General features: G+C 67.9%; 16 protein-coding genes and 8 pseudogenes. 7 read left to right on the top strand and 17 right to left on the bottom strand.

Going from position 1 to position 17,089, the window contains the following annotated elements; all coding sequences use genetic code 11:
- Positions 1–285 precede the first annotated feature (285 nt).
- Entirely contained in the window at positions 286–738 is a 453-nt protein-coding gene (locus J7E88_RS26900; RefSeq protein ID WP_215185529.1) for a winged helix-turn-helix domain-containing protein, read from the top strand.
- Positions 636–1,106: pseudogene (locus J7E88_RS36240) on the top strand (transposase); the annotation flags it as partial. The gene J7E88_RS26900 and the pseudogene J7E88_RS36240, both read left to right, overlap by 103 nt.
- A 264-nt stretch (positions 1,107–1,370) precedes the next feature.
- Here J7E88_RS36240 and J7E88_RS26890 read toward each other — a convergent pair.
- From J7E88_RS26890 to J7E88_RS36230, 5 genes and pseudogenes are all read right to left on the bottom strand, one after another.
- Complete coding sequence (locus J7E88_RS26890; RefSeq protein ID WP_215185527.1) at positions 1,371–1,760, bottom strand: GntR family transcriptional regulator; 390 nt, start codon at positions 1,758–1,760, stop codon at positions 1,371–1,373.
- Positions 1,757–2,284, bottom strand: a complete 528-nt coding sequence (locus J7E88_RS26885) for a hypothetical protein (protein ID WP_251023264.1) — start codon at positions 2,282–2,284, stop codon at positions 1,757–1,759. The genes J7E88_RS26890 and J7E88_RS26885 overlap by 4 nt, the downstream gene beginning before the upstream one ends.
- A gap of 327 nt (positions 2,285–2,611) precedes the next feature.
- Positions 2,612–3,442, bottom strand: a pseudogene (locus J7E88_RS26880) (IS5 family transposase).
- A 29-nt stretch (positions 3,443–3,471) separates the two neighbouring features.
- Positions 3,472–3,879 (bottom strand): hypothetical protein, encoded by a 408-nt coding sequence (locus tag J7E88_RS36235; RefSeq protein WP_251023263.1) that lies wholly within the window; start codon positions 3,877–3,879, stop codon positions 3,472–3,474.
- A gap of 2 nt (positions 3,880–3,881) precedes the next feature.
- A pseudogene (locus tag J7E88_RS36230) lies at positions 3,882–4,456 on the bottom strand (DUF6192 family protein).
- Between J7E88_RS36230 and J7E88_RS26865 the strand changes: the two are divergent.
- Positions 4,455–5,123: a GNAT family N-acetyltransferase gene (locus J7E88_RS26865; RefSeq protein ID WP_308307620.1), complete on the top strand. Its 669-nt coding sequence runs from the start codon at positions 4,455–4,457 to the stop codon at positions 5,121–5,123. The pseudogene J7E88_RS36230 and the gene J7E88_RS26865 overlap by 2 nt on opposite strands.
- Here J7E88_RS26865 and J7E88_RS26860 read toward each other — a convergent pair.
- Entirely contained in the window at positions 5,033–5,572 is a 540-nt protein-coding gene (locus J7E88_RS26860) for a DUF4760 domain-containing protein (protein WP_215185523.1), read from the bottom strand. The genes J7E88_RS26865 and J7E88_RS26860 overlap by 91 nt on opposite strands.
- 480 nt (positions 5,573–6,052) lie before the next feature.
- Here J7E88_RS26860 and J7E88_RS36225 point away from each other — a divergent pair, with 480 nt between their 5' ends.
- Positions 6,053–6,268 carry a hypothetical protein gene (locus tag J7E88_RS36225; protein ID WP_251023294.1) on the top strand — a complete coding sequence of 72 codons (216 nt, stop codon included), beginning with the start codon at positions 6,053–6,055 and terminating at the stop codon, positions 6,266–6,268.
- A gap of 51 nt (positions 6,269–6,319) precedes the next feature.
- Positions 6,320–6,511: pseudogene (locus J7E88_RS26850) on the top strand (IS5/IS1182 family transposase); the annotation flags it as partial.
- 58 nt (positions 6,512–6,569) lie between these two features.
- On the opposite strand, the gene J7E88_RS26845 reads toward J7E88_RS26850, so the two are convergent.
- The 4 genes and pseudogenes from J7E88_RS26845 to J7E88_RS26835 all read right to left on the bottom strand — a co-directional run bounded on the left by J7E88_RS26845 (position 6,570) and on the right by J7E88_RS26835 (position 9,407).
- A complete protein-coding gene (locus tag J7E88_RS26845; protein WP_215185648.1) occupies positions 6,570–6,800 on the bottom strand; it encodes a DNA/RNA non-specific endonuclease in 231 nt (76 codons plus the stop codon).
- A 20-nt stretch (positions 6,801–6,820) separates the two neighbouring features.
- Positions 6,821–7,027, bottom strand: a pseudogene (locus tag J7E88_RS36220) (DNA/RNA non-specific endonuclease); the annotation flags it as partial.
- A pseudogene (locus J7E88_RS26840) lies at positions 7,016–8,013 on the bottom strand (IS481 family transposase); the annotation flags it as partial. The pseudogenes J7E88_RS26840 and J7E88_RS36220, both read right to left, overlap by 12 nt.
- Before the next feature lie 5 nt (positions 8,014–8,018).
- Positions 8,019–9,407, bottom strand: a complete 1,389-nt coding sequence (locus tag J7E88_RS26835) for an MFS transporter (RefSeq protein WP_215185521.1) — start codon at positions 9,405–9,407, stop codon at positions 8,019–8,021.
- 126 nt (positions 9,408–9,533) lie between these two features.
- On the opposite strand from J7E88_RS26835, the gene J7E88_RS26830 reads away from it, so the two are divergent.
- Positions 9,534–10,169: a helix-turn-helix domain-containing protein gene (locus tag J7E88_RS26830; protein WP_215185519.1), complete on the top strand. Its 636-nt coding sequence runs from the start codon at positions 9,534–9,536 to the stop codon at positions 10,167–10,169.
- Between the two features lie 1,139 nt (positions 10,170–11,308).
- On the opposite strand, the pseudogene J7E88_RS26825 reads toward J7E88_RS26830, so the two are convergent.
- Positions 11,309–11,466 (bottom strand): annotated as a pseudogene (locus J7E88_RS26825) (IS5/IS1182 family transposase); the annotation flags it as partial.
- A gap of 133 nt (positions 11,467–11,599) precedes the next feature.
- On the opposite strand from J7E88_RS26825, the gene J7E88_RS26820 reads away from it, so the two are divergent.
- Positions 11,600–13,012 carry a pentapeptide repeat-containing protein gene (locus J7E88_RS26820; RefSeq protein ID WP_215185518.1) on the top strand — a complete coding sequence of 471 codons (1,413 nt, stop codon included), beginning with the start codon at positions 11,600–11,602 and terminating at the stop codon, positions 13,010–13,012.
- Between the two features lie 682 nt (positions 13,013–13,694).
- Here J7E88_RS26820 and J7E88_RS26815 read toward each other — a convergent pair.
- The 6 genes and pseudogenes from J7E88_RS26815 to J7E88_RS26790 all read right to left on the bottom strand — a co-directional run bounded on the left by J7E88_RS26815 (position 13,695) and on the right by J7E88_RS26790 (position 17,045).
- Entirely contained in the window at positions 13,695–13,964 is a 270-nt protein-coding gene (locus J7E88_RS26815; protein WP_215185646.1) for a hypothetical protein, read from the bottom strand.
- A 136-nt stretch (positions 13,965–14,100) separates the two neighbouring features.
- Complete coding sequence (locus J7E88_RS26810) at positions 14,101–14,286, bottom strand: hypothetical protein (RefSeq protein ID WP_215185516.1); 186 nt, start codon at positions 14,284–14,286, stop codon at positions 14,101–14,103.
- Between the two features lie 87 nt (positions 14,287–14,373).
- Positions 14,374–15,205: pseudogene (locus tag J7E88_RS26805) on the bottom strand (helix-turn-helix domain-containing protein).
- A 16-nt stretch (positions 15,206–15,221) separates the two neighbouring features.
- The gene (locus J7E88_RS26800; RefSeq protein WP_308307619.1) at positions 15,222–15,782 is read right to left on the bottom strand and encodes a DUF6879 family protein; all 561 of its coding nucleotides are present in this window, start codon (positions 15,780–15,782) and stop codon (positions 15,222–15,224) included.
- Positions 15,783–16,285: 503 nt separating this feature from the next.
- Positions 16,286–16,534 carry a hypothetical protein gene (locus tag J7E88_RS26795; protein WP_215185514.1) on the bottom strand — a complete coding sequence of 83 codons (249 nt, stop codon included), beginning with the start codon at positions 16,532–16,534 and terminating at the stop codon, positions 16,286–16,288.
- Positions 16,521–17,045, bottom strand: coding sequence for an alpha/beta fold hydrolase (locus J7E88_RS26790; RefSeq protein ID WP_308307618.1), 525 nt, complete (start codon positions 17,043–17,045; stop codon positions 16,521–16,523). The genes J7E88_RS26795 and J7E88_RS26790 overlap by 14 nt, the downstream gene beginning before the upstream one ends.
- Positions 17,046–17,089: the final 44 nt, after the last annotated feature.

The following is a 17,089-nucleotide window of genomic DNA, read 5'->3' as shown; positions in this document are numbered from 1 at the left end:
GACCGCTCGTCGAACGGTATCGTCCCGCGCCACCCCGCCCTCACCTTGCATCGCGGCGAGCAGAGCACCGCATCCGAGCGGCGGTCGACGCCGGCCACCCACCGAGCCCCGCACTCCGGGCACTCCACCTCACCCGAACCGCCCTCAACGGCCGCCAGCCGCTTACTGATCCTTTCGTTAGTTCGGTGGGTGTGGTGGTCTCGCAGGCGGGACGCTGTCGGGGTGGCATATCGACCTTCGTCCTCTGTGGCTGGTTCTTCTGTTCCCCCTTTGACGCGGCCGCAGTTGGCGGAGGCGCGTCGGGTGCGGGCGGTCGAGTTGTTCGAGGAGGGTCGCGCGAACGCGGAGATCGCGCGGGCGGTGGGGGTGTGCTCGGAGAGCGTGCGGCGGTGGAGACGGGTGTGGGAGGAGGGCGGCGCCCAGGCGTTGCGCCGACGCACGGCCACCGGTCGCCCGCCCAAGCTGGACGATGCCCAGGTCGAAAGGGTGAGGGCCGAGTTGGAGCGAGGCGCCCAAGCGCATGGGTTCGAGGCCGACCTGTGGACCCTGGAACGAGTCGGCTTGGTCGTCGAACACGTCAAGGGCGTGTCGCTGTCGAGGGCCTCGGTTTGGCGACTGTTGACCGGCCGACTCGGATGGAGCCTGCAGCGGCCCGAACGACGAGCGGTCGAGCGGAAGGAGTCCGAGATCGCCCGCTGGATCACCCACGAGTGGCCGCGCGTCAAAAAGGGGCGGTGAACACACGTGCCTGGATCGTGTTCCTCGACGAATCAGGCGTCTCCTTGCTTCCGCAGGTCCGCCGCACCTACTCACCCCGGGGCCGCACACCTCTCCTGCGGCACCGGTTGAACTGGAAGCGCGCCTCGATGGCGGCGGCACTGGGCTACCACTCCACCGACCCCGATCGAGGTCCCCGTCTCTGTTTCCACCTCAAACCCGGCAGCTACGACACCGTCGGGCTCATCGAGGCCCTGGAACAGATCAAGGTCTTCTACCGCGGCGAGCGAGTGGTCCTCGTGTGGGACGGCCTGTCTGCCCACTGGAGCCGGGCGATGCGTGCCTGGGTCGCCGAACAGGACTGGCTCACCCTGGAGCGATTACCCGCCTACGCACCCGAGCTCAACCCGGTGGAACTGCTGTGGTCCTCGCTCAAGAAGCGTGAACTCGCCAACCTCGCCGGCGACCACCTCGCCGATGTCGCCGATGCCACCGAACAAGGCATCCACCGCATCAACAACAACCCCCCAACTGCCATGGTCCTTCCTCGCCCACACCGGCCTGACCATCTACCCACCAAACCCACTGAACTTACGAAAAGATCAGTGGTGCCTGTTTCTCAAACAGAGGCGCGGACTGGCGGTCTCTCTGAGTCACGGCTTGTCGAGACTTGCGAGAGCATGCCGGATTGCGGCGAGGGCTTCCTCGTTGGTGGCATTGAGCTGCCTGGCGGCAGCCGCGTAGCTGCTTGCATGCTCCGCGAGCTTCGCCTTGATGTCGGTGGTGGCCGATGGGGCAATGACCTGAGTACCAGAGCCTCGGCGGCTCCTGACAAGGCCCGCAGCCTCCAGTTCGCGGTAGGCCCGAACCACGGTGTTGTTCGCCAGCCCGAGATCGGAGGCCAGCTGGCGCACGGATGGCAGTCTGGTCCCCTGACCGAGCCGACCGACCGAGATCAGATCAGCCAGCTGTGCGCGGAGTTGCTCATACGGAGGGACAGGAGACGCATGGTTGACGCTGATACTGATGCCGTTGTTCGTCATGGCCGAGCCTTGACGTAGGCCTGCGGCAGCAACAGGACGCCCAGACAGTGACCCGCGGTCAATGCAGAGGTGACGGCCGCGACGACTAGCCCCGAGAGGGCCACGTCCGTCATCGCACCTCCGCAGGGCACGCTCAGCACCACGAGGCCCATCGTCAAGGAGACGGCGAAGAGAGGGGCGCTCACCAGCACTCCCCATGCACCGACGGCCGCCCAGGCGTTGATGCGGCGTTGATCGTCGTCCCCGGAGCGTGCCGTGACACGGCGCAGGAGCAGTGCGCAGGCGACGGTGCCGAGGGCGAGACCGCCGAGGGTCGGCCAGGCGTAGTAGGGGCCGGGCCAGGGTGAGAACAGGTGGGTTCCCGCCGGGCATGTGACGGACAAAGCACGCCCTGGACGACCGTCGGTGTCCGCCGAGGCCGTCATGGCGGCGACGATCAGGAGGACCAGCAAGGCGATGGCCTGAGCAGCCAATGCAGCGGTCAGGGATCGGGGCACGTAGTCCCGGATCAGGCGTGGCGTCACTTCGGCTGCTCGTAGCCAGCCAGGACTCGGTCGTGCGATGACGTCTGCTGCAAACACGCCGGCCATGACACACAGACCGAACACGTGAAATCCGTAGAGCAGGTCCACATCAGGCTCAGGATTGAAGGTGACCAGCGCGTTGACAGCCAGACCGATCGCCGCACCGGCCCATCGCACAGGGGTGTCCAGCCCCGCCCGCCAGGTGCCTTCCGTTCTTGCAGCAGCAGGCATGCCGATTCCCTTCCCCTCCCACAAGGTGTATTAACTATCTGACACAATTACCAAGGGTTTGGACTGTGTCAAGTAGTTGACACGCTTTGCGTCCGGTCACCGCACCCCGGCAGCCCTCTGGGCTGCCGGGGTGCGGGTCAGGCGCCGGGTCATCAGAGTGATGAGTGACCAGGTCAGGTGGGCCTCGGAGTGTTGCGGGAGACGTTCGTAGTCCCTCACGTTGCGACGGGCATGCATGATCCATCCCAACGTCCGTTCCACTTTCCAACGGCGGGGAAGCACCACGAACCCTTTGGCCTCCTTGGGTCTGGTGACGGTCCTCAGCGTCAGGTGAAGGCGGTGTTCGGCCCAGTCGACGAGCTGCCCGGGTAAGCGGAGTCCGCCCAGACCTGGGTGATCTGGGGATGGGTAAGTCGCAGGCGGATGAGCATCTCGCGGGCGGCGTCGCGATCGGTCATGTCGGCGCGGGTCACCATGACCATCACGGGCAGGCCCTTGGTATCGACCGCAATGTGTCTCTTACGGCCGTTGATCTTCTTCCCGGCGTCGTAGCCGCGGGTCGCCTTCCCCACCGTCTCGGCGGCTTTCACCGACTGCGAGTCGACGATCAGGGTCACGGGGTAGGGGCAGCGGCCGAGGTTCGTACGGATCCGTCGCCGTAACTGGTCGCGGATCCAGGCCACAACCCCCACCCGGTTCCATCTGGCGAAGAACCCATAAACCATCTCCCATGGTGGGAAATCGGCAGGCAGGGCCCTCCATTTGGCGCCGTTGTCGACGATGTAGCGGATCGCATCGACGATCTCACGCCTCGGCCACTTCTCGGGGTGCCCGCCCGTCTTGGTCTGGGAGGCCGGGACGGGCAGCAGCTTCGAGCAGAGCCCACTCGGCGACGGTGGTGTCGGAGGGATATCGGCGGCGACTCATGGTCTCGGTCTCTCGCAGGTCGGACTGGGCTATTTGGCGAGCTGGGAAAGGGTGGCGCGGACGCCGGTGAGTTGGGCAGCGGCCAGCTGGGCCCAGTCGTCGTGCGGGTAGCGGGCCAGGTGCGGGTCGAGGGTGCCCGTGATGACCTGAGTGAGGCGGCCGAGGATCTGCCGGAACTGCCTCTTCTCATACTCGATCCAGTCCGCGGGGTCGTCGGAGAACATGTAGCCATCCCTGCGAGTCCAGACGATCGGGGTGAGGTGTTCGGCGGCGGAGACGTGCCGCAGATGCCTGACACCCCGCGCGACCTGCGAGGTCGTGAGTCTCGTCGCGGCGACCAGCTGCTTGGTGTGCAGACCGGCCGAGGCGGCTTCCATGAGTGCGACGCGGACCAGGTCGCCGTAGTGCTCCGCCGGCGGGCGAGCCCCGCGGCCCATGGCTATTCGCCTTTGAGCAGGTGCGCGAGCTGCTCGTCCAGGGTGAACTCGCCAGTGTCGATGGCCGCCTCAAGCCAGTCGGCCGAGGTGCGGACCCTGGCAATGCCGCGGCGGACGGTCTCCCGCTCGTCCTCAGTGAACTCCTGGCCACGCAGACGGGGAACGAGCCGGCCAAGCGAGGCGACGAGTTGATGGCAGGAGCCGACCATGTCGAGGTACTCCATCGTGCGCTCGATCTTGCGGACGGCTGGCGTGCGTTCGCGGATTGTCTCCCTGACCTGCTCGGAGTTATCAACCTGTGCCCGGTTGACCAGGAAGCGGGCAGTGTCGTCCCGCATCGCTTGCTTCGCGACCGCCGGCCGGCGCAGCAGATCCGTAGTGATCTTCGTCGCGACGTCCTCGTCCGCGTGAACTCCTGGACGACGCGGACCCGGTCCTCGGCGCTGACCTGGGAGGCAACTACGGGGCGCCGCAGCAGGTCGGTGGTAATCCGGGCGGCGAGCGACAGCGCCGTGACATGCTGGGGCCGCGCAAGGGAGCGGCGTCGGCCGCCCGTGGAATCCTGGGGAGGTTTCATGATTATCACATGCGCGCAACTGGACGATCTGCCCATGCTGCTGTCCTTCCGCGACGAGGCGGCAGCATGGCTCGGTGAGCTCGGTACCGACCAGTGGCGCCGCCCGTACCCGGCAGACCGTCTGCGGGCAGCCGTCGAAGCGGGGCAGACGTTCGTGGTTCGCGACGGTGGGGTGACCGCCGCCACCGTCACCTTGGCCACGGTCCCCCCGGAAGGGCTGTGGACCTCCGAGGAGGAGGCCGACCCCGCGCTGTACATCAGCAAGCTCACCGTGGCCCGCACACACGCCGGGCAGAACCTCGGCGGGCGGCTGCTCAACTGGGGCGGGCACAGGGCGTACCGGTCTCGGGCGGCCTGGGTCAGGCTGGACGCCTGGACGACGAACCGGGCCCTGCACCGCTATTACCTCCGCCAGGGCTTCGAACACGTCCGCACGGTCCTTGAAGGCAGCGCGGTCAGCGGCGGTCCGCGGGTGTCCGGCTGGCTCGCCCAGCGCGCGGCCCGCCCGGCGGAGCATGGTTTCGCGGACCGGACGCCGCCGGCCTCGAGCTCGGGAGGCACCAGGGGCCCTGAAGATCACCTCTGCAGGGGGACGCTCCTGCCCTCGGGCGGAGCCGTGACGCGCCGCGGAGTCATCAGGGCGGCCAGATGCTCGAGGTCCTCGTAGAGCCGCGGCTCACCGCGGGCGAGCCTCTGGCGCTCGATCCACGGTCGGTAGCCCTCCCAGATGGCGATGACCGAGCCGCCCCATGCCTGGTCGATGACTCGCAGGTCGAACGCGTCCGACCGCGCGCCCACGCCGAGATGGTTGTAGATCGTCAGGTAGGCGTAGACGAGCCGTGTCGCCGTCCGGTCACCCGCGTCCATTCGGCCGATCAACGCGGAGACGGCCGCGGCATCCCGCTCGTCGGGGATGCCCTCGTCTCGCAGTTCCTTGCGCCTGTCCATGGTGGCGGCGAGGTATTCCACCGTGGCCTGCTTACGCCGTCGGTCATGGTCCAGTGTCGTGGCGCGCGACAGCATCACGAGCTGCCACAACACCGCGCCGAAGGCGACGACACTGACCAGGAGGGCACCGAACGAGGCGACCAGGGACCAGCGCTCATACGACGTCACGACCACACACCCTACGCAACTCGGCTGTGTCGCACACCAGTTCCTGGCCTTCGGCCGGGTAATACAGCCCTCCATCAAGGGGGCAGCGGGGCGCCCGCGCCGGGAACTCCCCGGCCCGGGCAGCCGCGCGCTCAGGACCTCTCGCGCCCGGAGCGGCTGCGGCGGATTGCGCCCGGTTACCTATACGCCCGCCCGCTCCGTATGCGGGCGGCCGGCGCACGGATCAATGGCCTTGTTGGCGAGTCACGAGAGCGGCTGTAGCTCAGCGTTGAGAGCGCCCTATTCCACGGGAGAGTGATGTCGTCGAGTTTTGAGAGAGCCTGGGTGCTTGCTTCGGGACCATGGTTGTGCTCTGCACGGCGAGGGGGCCGGGGTGCGCCGAAGTCCAAGGTCGATCTGTACGCGGCGATCCGCCGTAATGCGAAGGCTGGCCTGTCGAGCCGTGCTCTTCAGCGGAAGTACGGTGTCGGGTTCCTGACCGTGCAGAAGGCTTTGACGTCGGCCTGGCCGGAGCCGCGGAAGAAGCTTCCGCCGCGGCCGACGCGGCTGGATCCGTACAAGCCGTTGATCGACGAGATGCTGCGGGCCGACCTGGATGCGCCGCGCAAGCAGCGGCACACGGTGAAGCGGATCTTCGAGCGGCTTCTCGACGAGCACGGTGCGGACGAGATCTCGTACCAGATGGTCCGTGGCTAAGGGTTGTCCCGTAACTGCTGGTCAGAGGTGAGATGATCTTGCCGTGGCGGTGTGATCACGGCGTCAGAGTCGTCCTGGACAGCCCCGTTCACCGGGTTGAGCCCGCGTCAGTTCGGCAAGCTGATCACGGCATTGCGCCGGGAGGGCGCGGACCCGGTGCGCAAGGGCCGGCCGTGGAGCCTGCCGCTGGAGGACCGGGTCCTGCTGGTCGCCACGTACTGGAGGACCCTTCCAGTGCTTCGGGCACGACCAGGGTGTCTGCCTTGCGCAGGGCGGCGGGGAAGCGGAGGCGGCCGCGTTCCTAGATCCCGCTCAGGTTGACCTGGAAGACGCGGAACTCGTCGAGTTCGAGGGCTTCGAGCTGGTTGAGGTTCTGCGTGAGCAGGAAGGCTTTGGCCTTGAGTTCACCGTTCTCGGAGAATGCGATGACTTTCCAGTACTCGCGGGGAATCTGGACGTCGCGGAAGAAGCGGTCGTCCTCTTGTCGTCGACTTCGACGTCGGCGAATACGGGGTCCTCGAGCTGACCCCACGGTCCGTCCTTGCTGCTCTGGTTGAAGTCGTCCATCTGCGGAGTGATGTTGGTGTAGAAGAACGAGTCCAGGTTGGCCTTCTTGGCCTCGACGGGAGAGCCCCAGAGCAGGTCGGCGCGGCGGGCGATGTGTCCGCGGTCGAGCCGGTTGGCCTCATACAACTCGTTGCCGATCTGGACGTCGTCCGCGAGGCGTGGGTCTTTGACGAACTTGATGTACGAGGCCATGACGTTGGTGACGCCCCGACGTAGTTGAGCTGCCGGGGGCCTGTTCTCAACGGCCGTATGGGGTTTCGGTGGTAGTTGTAGTGGACGTTCCAGACTTCAAGGGCCTCTGTGCGCTGCTGTTCTGAGGTCCATGGCCGGGCATACAGAAATTCTTCGGCCAGGATCCGGTTGTAGCGCTCGACCTTGCCGTTGTGCCATGGGGTGTACGGAGTGATCCGCTGGTGCCGGGCCTCGAGTAGGGCTCTGGCGAAGGCATCAGCGTGGTAACAGGAGCCGTTGTCCGTCACTATCCGTTCGATTCGGGTGATCCCGTGAGTGGCGAACCACGCTCGTGCCCGGTGCAGGAACGCCACCGCTGTCGCTGCCTTCTCGTCCGGCAGGGCTTCGGTGTAGGCAAGTCGGCTGAATCCGTCGATGGCTGAGTGCAGGTACACGTAGCCGCCGCGTTCGGTCTTCTTCTTGCGTCTGTTGACGGACTTGGCTTGTTCGCTCCCGCGGCCGTGAACGCGCCATCCGCCACCGTCGGGGATGCGACCGACCTTCTTGACATCGACGTGGACCATGTGACCTGGTCGACGAGCAATGATCTTTTGGGGTTCCCTGTTCGACGCCCCGTTTGGGTCGATGAACCGGCGCCGGTTCAGCCCCATCTGAGCCAGATGTCGGCTCACCGTCCGTCGGCTGATGGGTGTCCCGGCCTGTGTGAGCTCGAATGAGATGCGGGCTGCCGACCACTTGTGGGCACGTCGGAGGACATCGACCTGGGCTACTACTTCGTCTGGGGTGACCGTCGGCTGGTGTCGTGGCGCCGAGGAGCGGTCCAAGAGCCCGATCTCGCCGAATCTGCGGTAGCGGTTCACCCACTTTGAGGCACAGGCCCGTGAGATTCCCATCTCAGCGGCGACGTGAGCAATGGGGCGAGTTCGGCAGCGCTCGACGAGGCGGCGACGCCCTTCAACTGACAACGGTGCGTTGCGGTGAGTCACGCGGCTCACCGCGCTTGTGGGGCGGCGGGGCTCGTGGTGGCCCCCTTCGGCCGTGATACCTGGGCGACGAGGCAGAGCAGTACGCCACAGGTGGCGACCACGATCCAGCCCGGGCGGGACGCATGTGCGAGCCCCGTCGGGCTGGTGGCCGTGACCAGGCCGCCGGCGAGAGCGATGCCGAGGGCGGAGCCGAGTTGCCGTGCGGTGGAGGTGATCGCCCCGGCCACGCCAGCACGGGCGGATGGCAGTCCATTGACCGCGGTGTTGGTGATCGGGGCGTTGGCGAAGCCAAACCCGATGCCAATGAGCGAGTACGCGGCCAGAAGCAGGAGCACGCTCGTGTGCGGGGTGAGCCGGACCAGGCAGAGCCCGCCGACCGTGATGAAACCGCCGGCAAGGAGCAGCGGCAGCCGCGGTCCCGTGCGGCCGACCATGCGGCCGGACCAGGGGGCGCAGACGGTCGCTCCGACGGCCAGGGGCAAGGTCGCCATGCCGGCGGCCAGCGGCGTCCATTCCCGGGTGTGCTGCAGGTAGAGGGTGTTCAGCAGCAGCGTCATGTTCAGGGCGACGAAGACCGCCACCGCGCCCACGACGGCACCGCTGAAGGCCGGGCGCCCGAAGAGCCGCAGATCCATGAGCGGCTCACGTCGGCGGGACTCGACCCACACGAATCCGACTGTCGCCACGGCAGCCCATGCGTATCCCGCCAGCGCCGCAGGCGACGTCCAGCCGATGCGCGGCCCTTCGATCAGGACGCCGACCACGACGGCGAGGACCATGGTCAGCAGGACCTGGCCGGGCAGGTCGAGCCGCCGGGCCCGCGGTGCCCGGGACTCCGGCACGAACACCGCACTGAGCAGCAGAGCGGCCGCGATGACGGGGGCGTTGATCCAGAACAGCGCCCGCCAGTCGAGCCCGGCGAGCAGCGCGCCGCCCGTGACGGGTCCGGCGGCCATGCTCAATCCGAACACTGACGCCCAGATGCCGATCGCCTGCGCCCGTTCCTTCGGGTCAGGCATCGCGTTCACCACGATCGCGAGCGCCACGGGGCTGAGCATCGAGGCGCCGATGCCCTGCAGGGCGCGGGCCGCGATGAGTACGTCGGCCGACGGGGCGAGCGCGCAGACCAGTGAGGCCGCGCCGAACACGGCCAGCCCGCACTGGAACACCCGACGGCGTCCGAAGCGATCCGCCAGTGCGCCGGAGGAGATCAGGAGACTGGCCAGGACGAGGGTGTAGGCGTCCACGATCCATTCGAGACCGCGCGTGTCGACACCCAGGCCGCGCCCGATGGCCGGCAGACCCACATTGACGATGGTGGTGTCCAGGCCCACCAGGAACATGCTCAGGCAGCAGACGCCCAGTACCGTCCAGCGTCTGCGCGCACTCAGCATGGGTTGAACAGGGTGTGTCGTCGCGGTCACGGTCTACCTCTGATGTCCGGGAACAATGCCCGGCAAGGCTCGGCCCGGGCGACGGCCGCAGCCCATCAATTTTGCGAACACTGCAAAACTGGGTCCATGAACACAGAATCCGGGGACGCGGAGTTGGAGCAGATTCTCGATGGCATCGGGCCCCGGCTGCGCAGGCTGCGCCGGGAACGGGGACTCACGCTCGAGGCACTCGCGGCCACGACCGGGATATCGGTCAGCACACTGTCCCGGGTGGAATCGGGCAGGCGGCGCCCGACTCTGGACCTGCTCATCCCGCTGGCACGGGCGCACCACGTCGCACTCGACCAACTGGTGGCGGCGCCGGCCAGCGGTGACCCTCGGATACACCTCCGGCCCCTGCACAAGGGGCGCGGCAGCGTCCTCGTACCCCTGACGCAGTACCCGGGCCGAGTGCAGGTCTTCAAGCAGGTGCTGGCACCCCGCCAGCCGGAACTGGTCACCCACGAGGGCTACGAATGGCTCTACGTCCTCGCCGGTCGGCTGCGCCTCATCCTCGGGGCGCAGGACTTCACGCTGCGGCCCGGCGAAGTGGCCGAGTTCGACACCACCGAGCCCCACTGGTTCGGCCCCGCGGACACGAGCGCCGTGGAGATCCTGCACCTGTTCGGTCCACGAGGAGACCAAGCCATCGTCCGCGCCAGACCGTCCACAACCGATCCCGCCCCGCCGACCGCCCCAAACCCACCTTCAACAACGTCATGACCCGCAACAGCAGGATCGGGTCGAGGCGTCGTTTGCGGATCGGGCTCTCCGCCTCGGCGACGACACGAAACTGCGTCGTGTAGCTGCGCTGGATGACGTCGGTGGGGACTTCGACGCCGTCCACCTCGATCGTCTCCGGGAGCTCGGTGGTTCCCAGCGCCTCCAGAACTTCGGGCTCGGAGGTCTTCACGTCCACCGTGAACTGCAGCGTGAGCTCACTGATCGTCTCATCGTCCTTTGGCGGTAGCCGATACCGATGGAGGTGACGTTCGGATCAGTGAGGTAGCTCGGACCCTTTGTCCGGATGAACTGCCTCAGTGAGGCGACACGTTTGTCCTGCTCGGAGGCTGCGGGCCTTGGATGCAGCGGACTTCTTCTTGGCAGCCATGAATGGATCCCTTCAAGGATGCGGATGCAGCAGGTGCTGGCGTGGGGACAGAGAGGTGTGGCCGTCGGCCACCGGGAGCCACCGGAGCGCGTAACCGTTCGTCAGGTACTGCGACCAGACCTCAGTACTGAGCGGCGTGCCGTTGCTGTGGCTTGCGTCGCTGCACGGCAGGCAGCAGCAGCCACAACCACCCCATCGGCACTCAATGCAATTCGAGCGTGACTTACCGTACTCGGTGGAGTTTTGAGGGCGAATGTGCAGAGAGCGCTGCCCAAACGTTCCGCCAGGCGCGCCCGGGGGAAGGGAACCGCCGGTGCGCAGCGACAGGCCGAGTCGGCCCACTCACAGAGCAACCACCTGAGTGAGTCTCTAGTCGGGCCTAATAGTCCGACAGGTACCTCATCTCCTGCAGGCATTCCTCCTGCAGTTCCCTGAAGCGCCCAGTGCGCTGGAGTAGCCAGACTGCAGGAGCTCGGCAAGTTCATGCACCGTGCTCACATGGTCATAGAAGTTGATGTTCGTCTGTGACTCGCGTGCAGGTCTGCTGCCGGGCCCCGGAATTCGTGTCCGTGGCCGGGGGTGACCTGGCGTCAGCCGAGCCGCGCGCCCGGTACGCGGGCATCGATGCGCAGCAGGTAGAGGTCAACCAGAGTCAGGGCCTGGACCTCGGTGAGCCCGTGGACGATGTCGGTCCTGGGGTCCGGGGCCGGTGAAGACGACGTCGCCGAAGTGCACGCCGGGATGTGGGTCAGCCGCTGACCAACACATAGATGAACGCCGCGAACAGCGTCTCATCAGGCGTGTGTCCTGCGTGCCGCCGCCTGTGGCCGCACCTTCGACGGCGGGATCAGCGGCTTCGCGATCTCCCAACCCGTCCGGAACAATCCAACTCCACGTGCCCCGCCCCATGACAACCCCAAAGACCGCCTCACCACATAGGACACGGTCTTAGGGGGGAACGTCCGGAGTGAGACCAACGGTCAACGGACGAGTAGGCCTGCAACTATGCAACCAGCCGTACGCCTCGTCAGTCCTGACGGTCATGAGCCCTCCTCTGTCCCGGCGCCAGGCTGAACGGCGCGGCCTGCGTCTCTGGCCGGTCGGTCTCGTCCTGCTCCTGGCCTTCACCGCCGCGATTGTGGTCGCCGCCGCGGTGTTCTACACCGGATGGGACCTGCTCAGTGCCCGAGAACTGAAGCCTGAACGCCTCATCGACTCCAAGACACTGTTCGATCTGGTCAAACTCTCCTTCGGCGTAGTCGCCGGAGCCGGCGCCCTGGTCGCCCTGGTCGTTGCCTACCGCCGCCAGCGCGTCGACGAGGACGGCGCCCTGCGCGACGCCACCCGCCTGCACACCGAACGCTTCACCACCGCCGTCTCCCAGCTCGGCGACGAATCCGCCGCCGTCCGCCTCGGTGGCGTCCACGCCCTGGCCGGTCTCGCCGACGACGCCCCCACCCGCGAACTGCGCCAGACCTGCATAGACGTCCTGTGCGCCTACCTCCGACTGCCCTACACCGCCGAGGCCGAACTCCCGGCGGATGACGCGGAGGCCCGCCACAGCTACCTGGCCCTCCGGGAAGTCCGGCACACCGTCATCAGGCTCATCCGCGACCACCTCCGCCTGCCCCTCAAGCATCAGCACTCGTGGCAAGGCCACGACTTCGACTTCACAGGAGTCACCTTCGACGGCGGAGACTTCTCAAGGGCGACGTTCGCGGGAGGCCTGGTCAGCTTCAGCGGGGCGACGTTCTCCGAAGCCAGGGTCGACTTCCACGGGGCGACATTCTCCGCAGACGTGGTCAGCTTCGGCCAGGCGACGTTCTCCGGAGCCAAGGTCGACTTCAGCGAGGCGACGTTCTCCGGAGCCAAGGTCGACTTCAGCGAGGCGACGTTCTCCGGAGCCAAGGTCGACTTCAGCGAGGCGACGTTCTCCGCAGACGTGGTCAGCTTCCGCATGGCGACGTTCTCCGGAGGCGCGGTCGGCTTCGGCCAGGCGACGTTCTCCAAAGGCTTGGTCAGCTTCCGCGGGGCGACGTTCTCCGGAGGCTTGGTCGACTTCGTCGGGGCGACGTTCTCCGGAGACGGGGTCGACTTCAGCGAGGCGACGTTCTCCGGAGGCGGAGTCGACTTCGTCGGGGCGACGTTCTCCGGAACCAGGATCAGCTTCGCAGGGGCGACGTTCTCCGGAGCCAGAGTCGACTTCCACCGGGCGACGTTCTCCGAAGCCAGGGTCGACTTCGACTGGGCGACGTTCTCCGGAGACAGGATCAGCTTCCGCGGTGCCACATTCTCCGGAACCAGGTTCGACTTCCGCGCGGCAACGTTCTCCGGAGGCGCGGTCGACTTCAGCGGAGTCACCGGTCGCGCACCCTCTGGCCTCGTTCCGCAAAGCCGATCGCCTCTGCCCACCGGGCTCACCCTCCCAGCAGACTGGCACCCCACAGCTCCCTGAGGGGCAACACAGCGTGCTCCAGGCCTTCGGCTATCCGGAGGAACGGTCTCGTCACCCGCACGGGCGGCAGGTGCCGCGTTCCCAGACTGGGACCCATCACGGCGCGAGCGCCGGCGAACACCCGGCGGTCGCTCGATGGTGCGCTTCGTCGGGAGCGGCAGGCCCCACTTCCTCGTAGGGGATCTCCCTGCCCTCGGCCCGGCAGAACCGCCGGTGCTCGACCCGGGAGCCGAGGGTTACCGGGTCGCTTCCGGTCCGCCGCCGAGCGGGCAAGGCCGGTTGGAAGACCAGCGGACCGTGGGATGCGGCCGGGTGCCGCGGCGGCGCCCGGCCGCCGCGGGCAGCAGCGCGAAGCGTCGTACGCGGGCAACGCGGCGTAGCGGCGATCGGGTGGAACACCAGTGGACCGCGGAGGACATAACGGGCCGAAGGCGCAGACGGACGGTAGAGGGCGCACCGGTGTCCCGCACCCCGCACGCCCGCCGTGCCGAACTCGCCGACGTGCTCAACGCGGTGCGCACCGCGGCCGGGCTGACATACGCCGCCCTCGCCGCCCGCACCGGCATCTCCGCAACACCCTCAAGCGCGACGGGGTCTGTGCGCCGGGCCAGGGCCGTGCGGCGGCCTGTACTGCTCGCCGTCGGCCGCCGCGCCGCCCAAGGAGTACCACCCTGGCGGGGTTTCAGAGGCAGGCGTAGACGTCCGTGCCCAGGTCGTGCGCGCCTTGCATGCCGTGGGCGCGGCCGACGAGGACGGCGCCGGTCGTGAGCGGCTTCGCACAGGCGTAGCAGGCGCAGCCGGCGTATGCCTCGTAGGACAGCGCGGACGCGGGCGGGATCGGGAAGGCGCGGCACGGGACCGCGGCCTTACCCGACTGGGCTTCGGCAGGCGCGGTCACAGCGGCAGCCGCCGTCGTACCGGCCGCGGGGGCACAGGCGGTAGCTGCCTCCACGTAACGCCGGTGTACTCGTGGAAGTGGTCGCCGTCGTGGCCCGGGGCGAGGGTGCAACATCTGTTGGGGGCGTCGGGCTTCCGGTCCCAGCAGAGGTTGAGTCCGGCCGGGCGCATCACGTGGGCAGCCGTGCAGATCATGCTCCCTCCAGCGGGGCGAGGTGTCGCTGCTCGCGACAGGGGGCGCAGGCGTACAGGAGGGCGGGCGGGCCGCTGTTGCGCTTGACGACCTTCACCGCGACGGCGGTTTCAGACGGGCCTCCGTGCCAGTGGCAGAACTGTCCCGCTTCGGCAGCCCCCGAGGGGCGGGTGTCCGAGTCCATGCCCCGCACCGTAGGGACGGGCGAGAATCACGGCCCGGCGTGATTCTCGATGATTCTCCGCGCGGTTCGGAGGATTCGCGTGGATGCTCAGACGAGGTCGAGTTGAGCCCGTGCGCGGGCGATCAGCCGGTGCGCGGCGGGGCCGTAGACGGCGGCCTGGTGCATCAGATCCCACACCCGCAGGTAGACGGCGACGCTGTCGGCGTCGTCAAGCCAGAGCTCGGCGTGCCAGTCCTCGACGATCGCCAACCGCTCATCGTACAGCCAGAACCCGTTGGCGGGCGGTATGCCGGGCACCGAACGGCACGATGCCGAGGCGTACCGTGTCTAGGCCGATCACGCCGGCGAGCCGATCAAGCTGGGCCCCCAGGACGGACGGCGGGCAGATCCGGGTGTGCAGGACCGCTTCCCACATGACAATGTGGAACATCCGGCCCGGCTGGTACATGAGCTCTTGGCGGCGCAGGCGGGCGCGCACGGCGTCGTCGATGTCGCGTACCGACTGGTGCAGGTCGGCGTACGCCTGGAACACGTGGCGGGCGTAGTCCGCGGTCTGGAGCATGCCGACGACCATTGCGTCCTCCCAGGCGCGCAACACGGCGGATCGCTCGTACTCGACGGTGAGGGCGTCCTGCACCGGGCGGTGCCCGGCGGCGAGCTGCCGGCGCCACGACCGTACGTGCGACTCCAGACCGTCGAGGCGGGCGACCAGCTCGTCGGCGGCCTCGGGGTGCCCGGTCGCTACGGCCCAGGCGCGCAGGTCGTCTGCGGTAGCGGTCTGCCGACCGGTCTCCAGCTTCGACACCTTGGACTGTGGCCAGCCCAGCACGGCGGCGAGACCGCGGCTGGTACGCCCGACGCGCAGCTCGCGGAGCCGTGCGCCGAGCGCCATCCGGGCTTGCTGAAAGTCCGTGCTCACATGGGCACGGTAGCCGCTAGGCCTGCTGGTACGGCCGTGCGTGGTGCCAAGCTGCCTCGCGGGCCTGGAGATAGCACAGGACGTCCACAGGGTTCGTGATGAGCTCGACGCCGGTCATCGCGTCGTCCTGATCGAAGTGGAGCAGCGCGACGACACGCGCGTCGAAGATCCAGAAGTCTTCTTGCGGCAGGCGCAGTTCGTCCGCCTGCGCGCGGGACAGTACGCGGATCGTCTCGCCCGCGGCCTCGTTGCGGCGCGCGTTGTCGAGCAGGTACCGCTGCCCCGGGGTGGCCGGCCCATCGAGGATGCGCACCCGCTCGAACCGCTTCCCGAGCGCGGCCTGCTCGCGCCGCTCGACGCACCACGGGTCGGCGAGGTCCCAGTCGACGCGGCCCTCGGCGAGGAACTGGGCGTAGGTGTCGGTCGCCTCGTCGAAGGCGTATCGCCGCCGGGTTTCCAGCCTCCACGCCGAGTGCTTAAGCGTGGTGAACATGCCGTCGAACTCGGTGAAGCTGATGAACTGCAGCACGCGTACAGGCTCCTTCGGGCCGAAGTTGGCGAGCAGTTCGCGCGGCAACGCGACGGCACCCTCATCGGCAGTGAGGTTGTCGAGCTGGGCGAGCTCGGCCGGGTCGGTGACGCGGTCGCCCTGGACGACGTAGGCGCCGCCCTCGGTCTCGTACAGGGTGGGCAGCCGTTGTTGCCGCTGTTAGTGCCGACATTGCTCAACCGCCGAGCCATGTGGTCCCCCTTCGGGTCGGTGGATGTGGCGCGCACCGTAACCGTACGAGCGGCAGACGCAACAGGGTGCCAGCCGCTACCTCGATGCCCTTATTTCTGAACGCTGGGGGCATTTGATGAGAGCGCTGTGGACTGTCCTTGCCGTGCCGCTCGGGCGCTGACGACCGTGAGCAGCCGTCAACCCAATGGACGATAACGATCGCGACGAGGGCAAGTACGAGAAGCCTGGCGGACAGCTGAGCGCCCACATCGTGCCCTCCCCCAACCGACGTGAGCGCATCCTAGTGAGGAACGCCCCCGGCGCCATCGCTCGCCAGGGCGTTCGATCTCTCCGCCGGCCTACAGCGCGACGTCGACAGGCTTGCTCGACGGCAGCTCGTCGGCACGTAGCGGCCTGATCGGGGTGTGTCCGACCCAGAGCGGTTCACCGTCGGGTGTGGAGTGCTCGCGCCACTGCCCGCCGTCGACGACGGCGAACCCGAGGGATGCCAGAGCGTCGTAGCAGGCGAGCAGCGTCGGCGGTGTCGCGCTGCTCGGCCACATGGCGATGATGTCGGACGTCTCGCCGTGCCGGTCAGCCAGGTGCATGGACCATTCCCCTTCGGGGATGCGTTCCGTCGACCAGGCGATGAACGCCTGCCAGCCCATGTAGTCGCCGCCGCTGTCCATCAGGCGCGGCGGGGGCGCTCTGGCCGGTGCCGCGCGGGTCGAAGCCGATGACGTCGTATGCGCGGCGCACGCTCTCGGGGAGCTTCGCCCGCTTCGTGACGGCGTACGACAGTCCGGATCCGCCGGGGCCGCCCGGGTTCACCAGCAGCACGCCGCGCCGCTGCTGCGGTGTGCCGGAGGCGGGGACCCGCGAGACGGCGATGCGTATCCGCTTGCCGTCCGGGTCTGCCCAGTCCAGCGGAACGTCGAGCGATCCGCATTCGACGCGATCGGGGGCGCGCGGGGCGGGCACGGATTCCGGGCAGGCGCCGAAAAGCAGTGAGGTGGTGTCGCCGGGTTGAGCAGGCGCTGCCGAGGCCGGCGGGGCGGCGATGGCGACCGCGGCGACGAGGGCGCACAGAGCACTTCGGGGGCGTACGGAGGGAGGCACGAGTCTCACATTCAGGGAAGCGACGTTGCATCAGGTGACAATGA

This window comes from Streptomyces sp. ISL-10, from assembly GCF_018614575.1.
GTDB lineage: Bacteria > Actinomycetota > Actinomycetes > Streptomycetales > Streptomycetaceae > Streptomyces.
This window is presented reverse-complemented; position numbering and strand designations above follow the sequence as displayed.

Coding starts and splice junctions, on each gene's coding strand:
- J7E88_RS26820 (WP_215185518.1), top strand. CDS start 11,600: ATGAGCCCTCCTCTGTCCCGGCGCCAGGCTGAACGGCGCGGCCTGCGT.
- J7E88_RS26830 (WP_215185519.1), top strand. CDS start 9,534: ATGAACACAGAATCCGGGGACGCGGAGTTGGAGCAGATTCTCGATGGC.
- J7E88_RS26890 (WP_215185527.1), bottom strand. CDS start 1,760: ATGACGAACAACGGCATCAGTATCAGCGTCAACCATGCGTCTCCTGTC.
- J7E88_RS26795 (WP_215185514.1), bottom strand. CDS start 16,534: ATGCACCTGGCTGACCGGCACGGCGAGACGTCCGACATCATCGCCATG.
- J7E88_RS26865 (WP_308307620.1), top strand. CDS start 4,455: ATGATTATCACATGCGCGCAACTGGACGATCTGCCCATGCTGCTGTCC.
- J7E88_RS36235 (WP_251023263.1), bottom strand. CDS start 3,879: ATGGGCCGCGGGGCTCGCCCGCCGGCGGAGCACTACGGCGACCTGGTC.
- J7E88_RS26810 (WP_215185516.1), bottom strand. CDS start 14,286: ATGGACTCGGACACCCGCCCCTCGGGGGCTGCCGAAGCGGGACAGTTC.
- J7E88_RS26835 (WP_215185521.1), bottom strand. CDS start 9,407: ATGCTGAGTGCGCGCAGACGCTGGACGGTACTGGGCGTCTGCTGCCTG.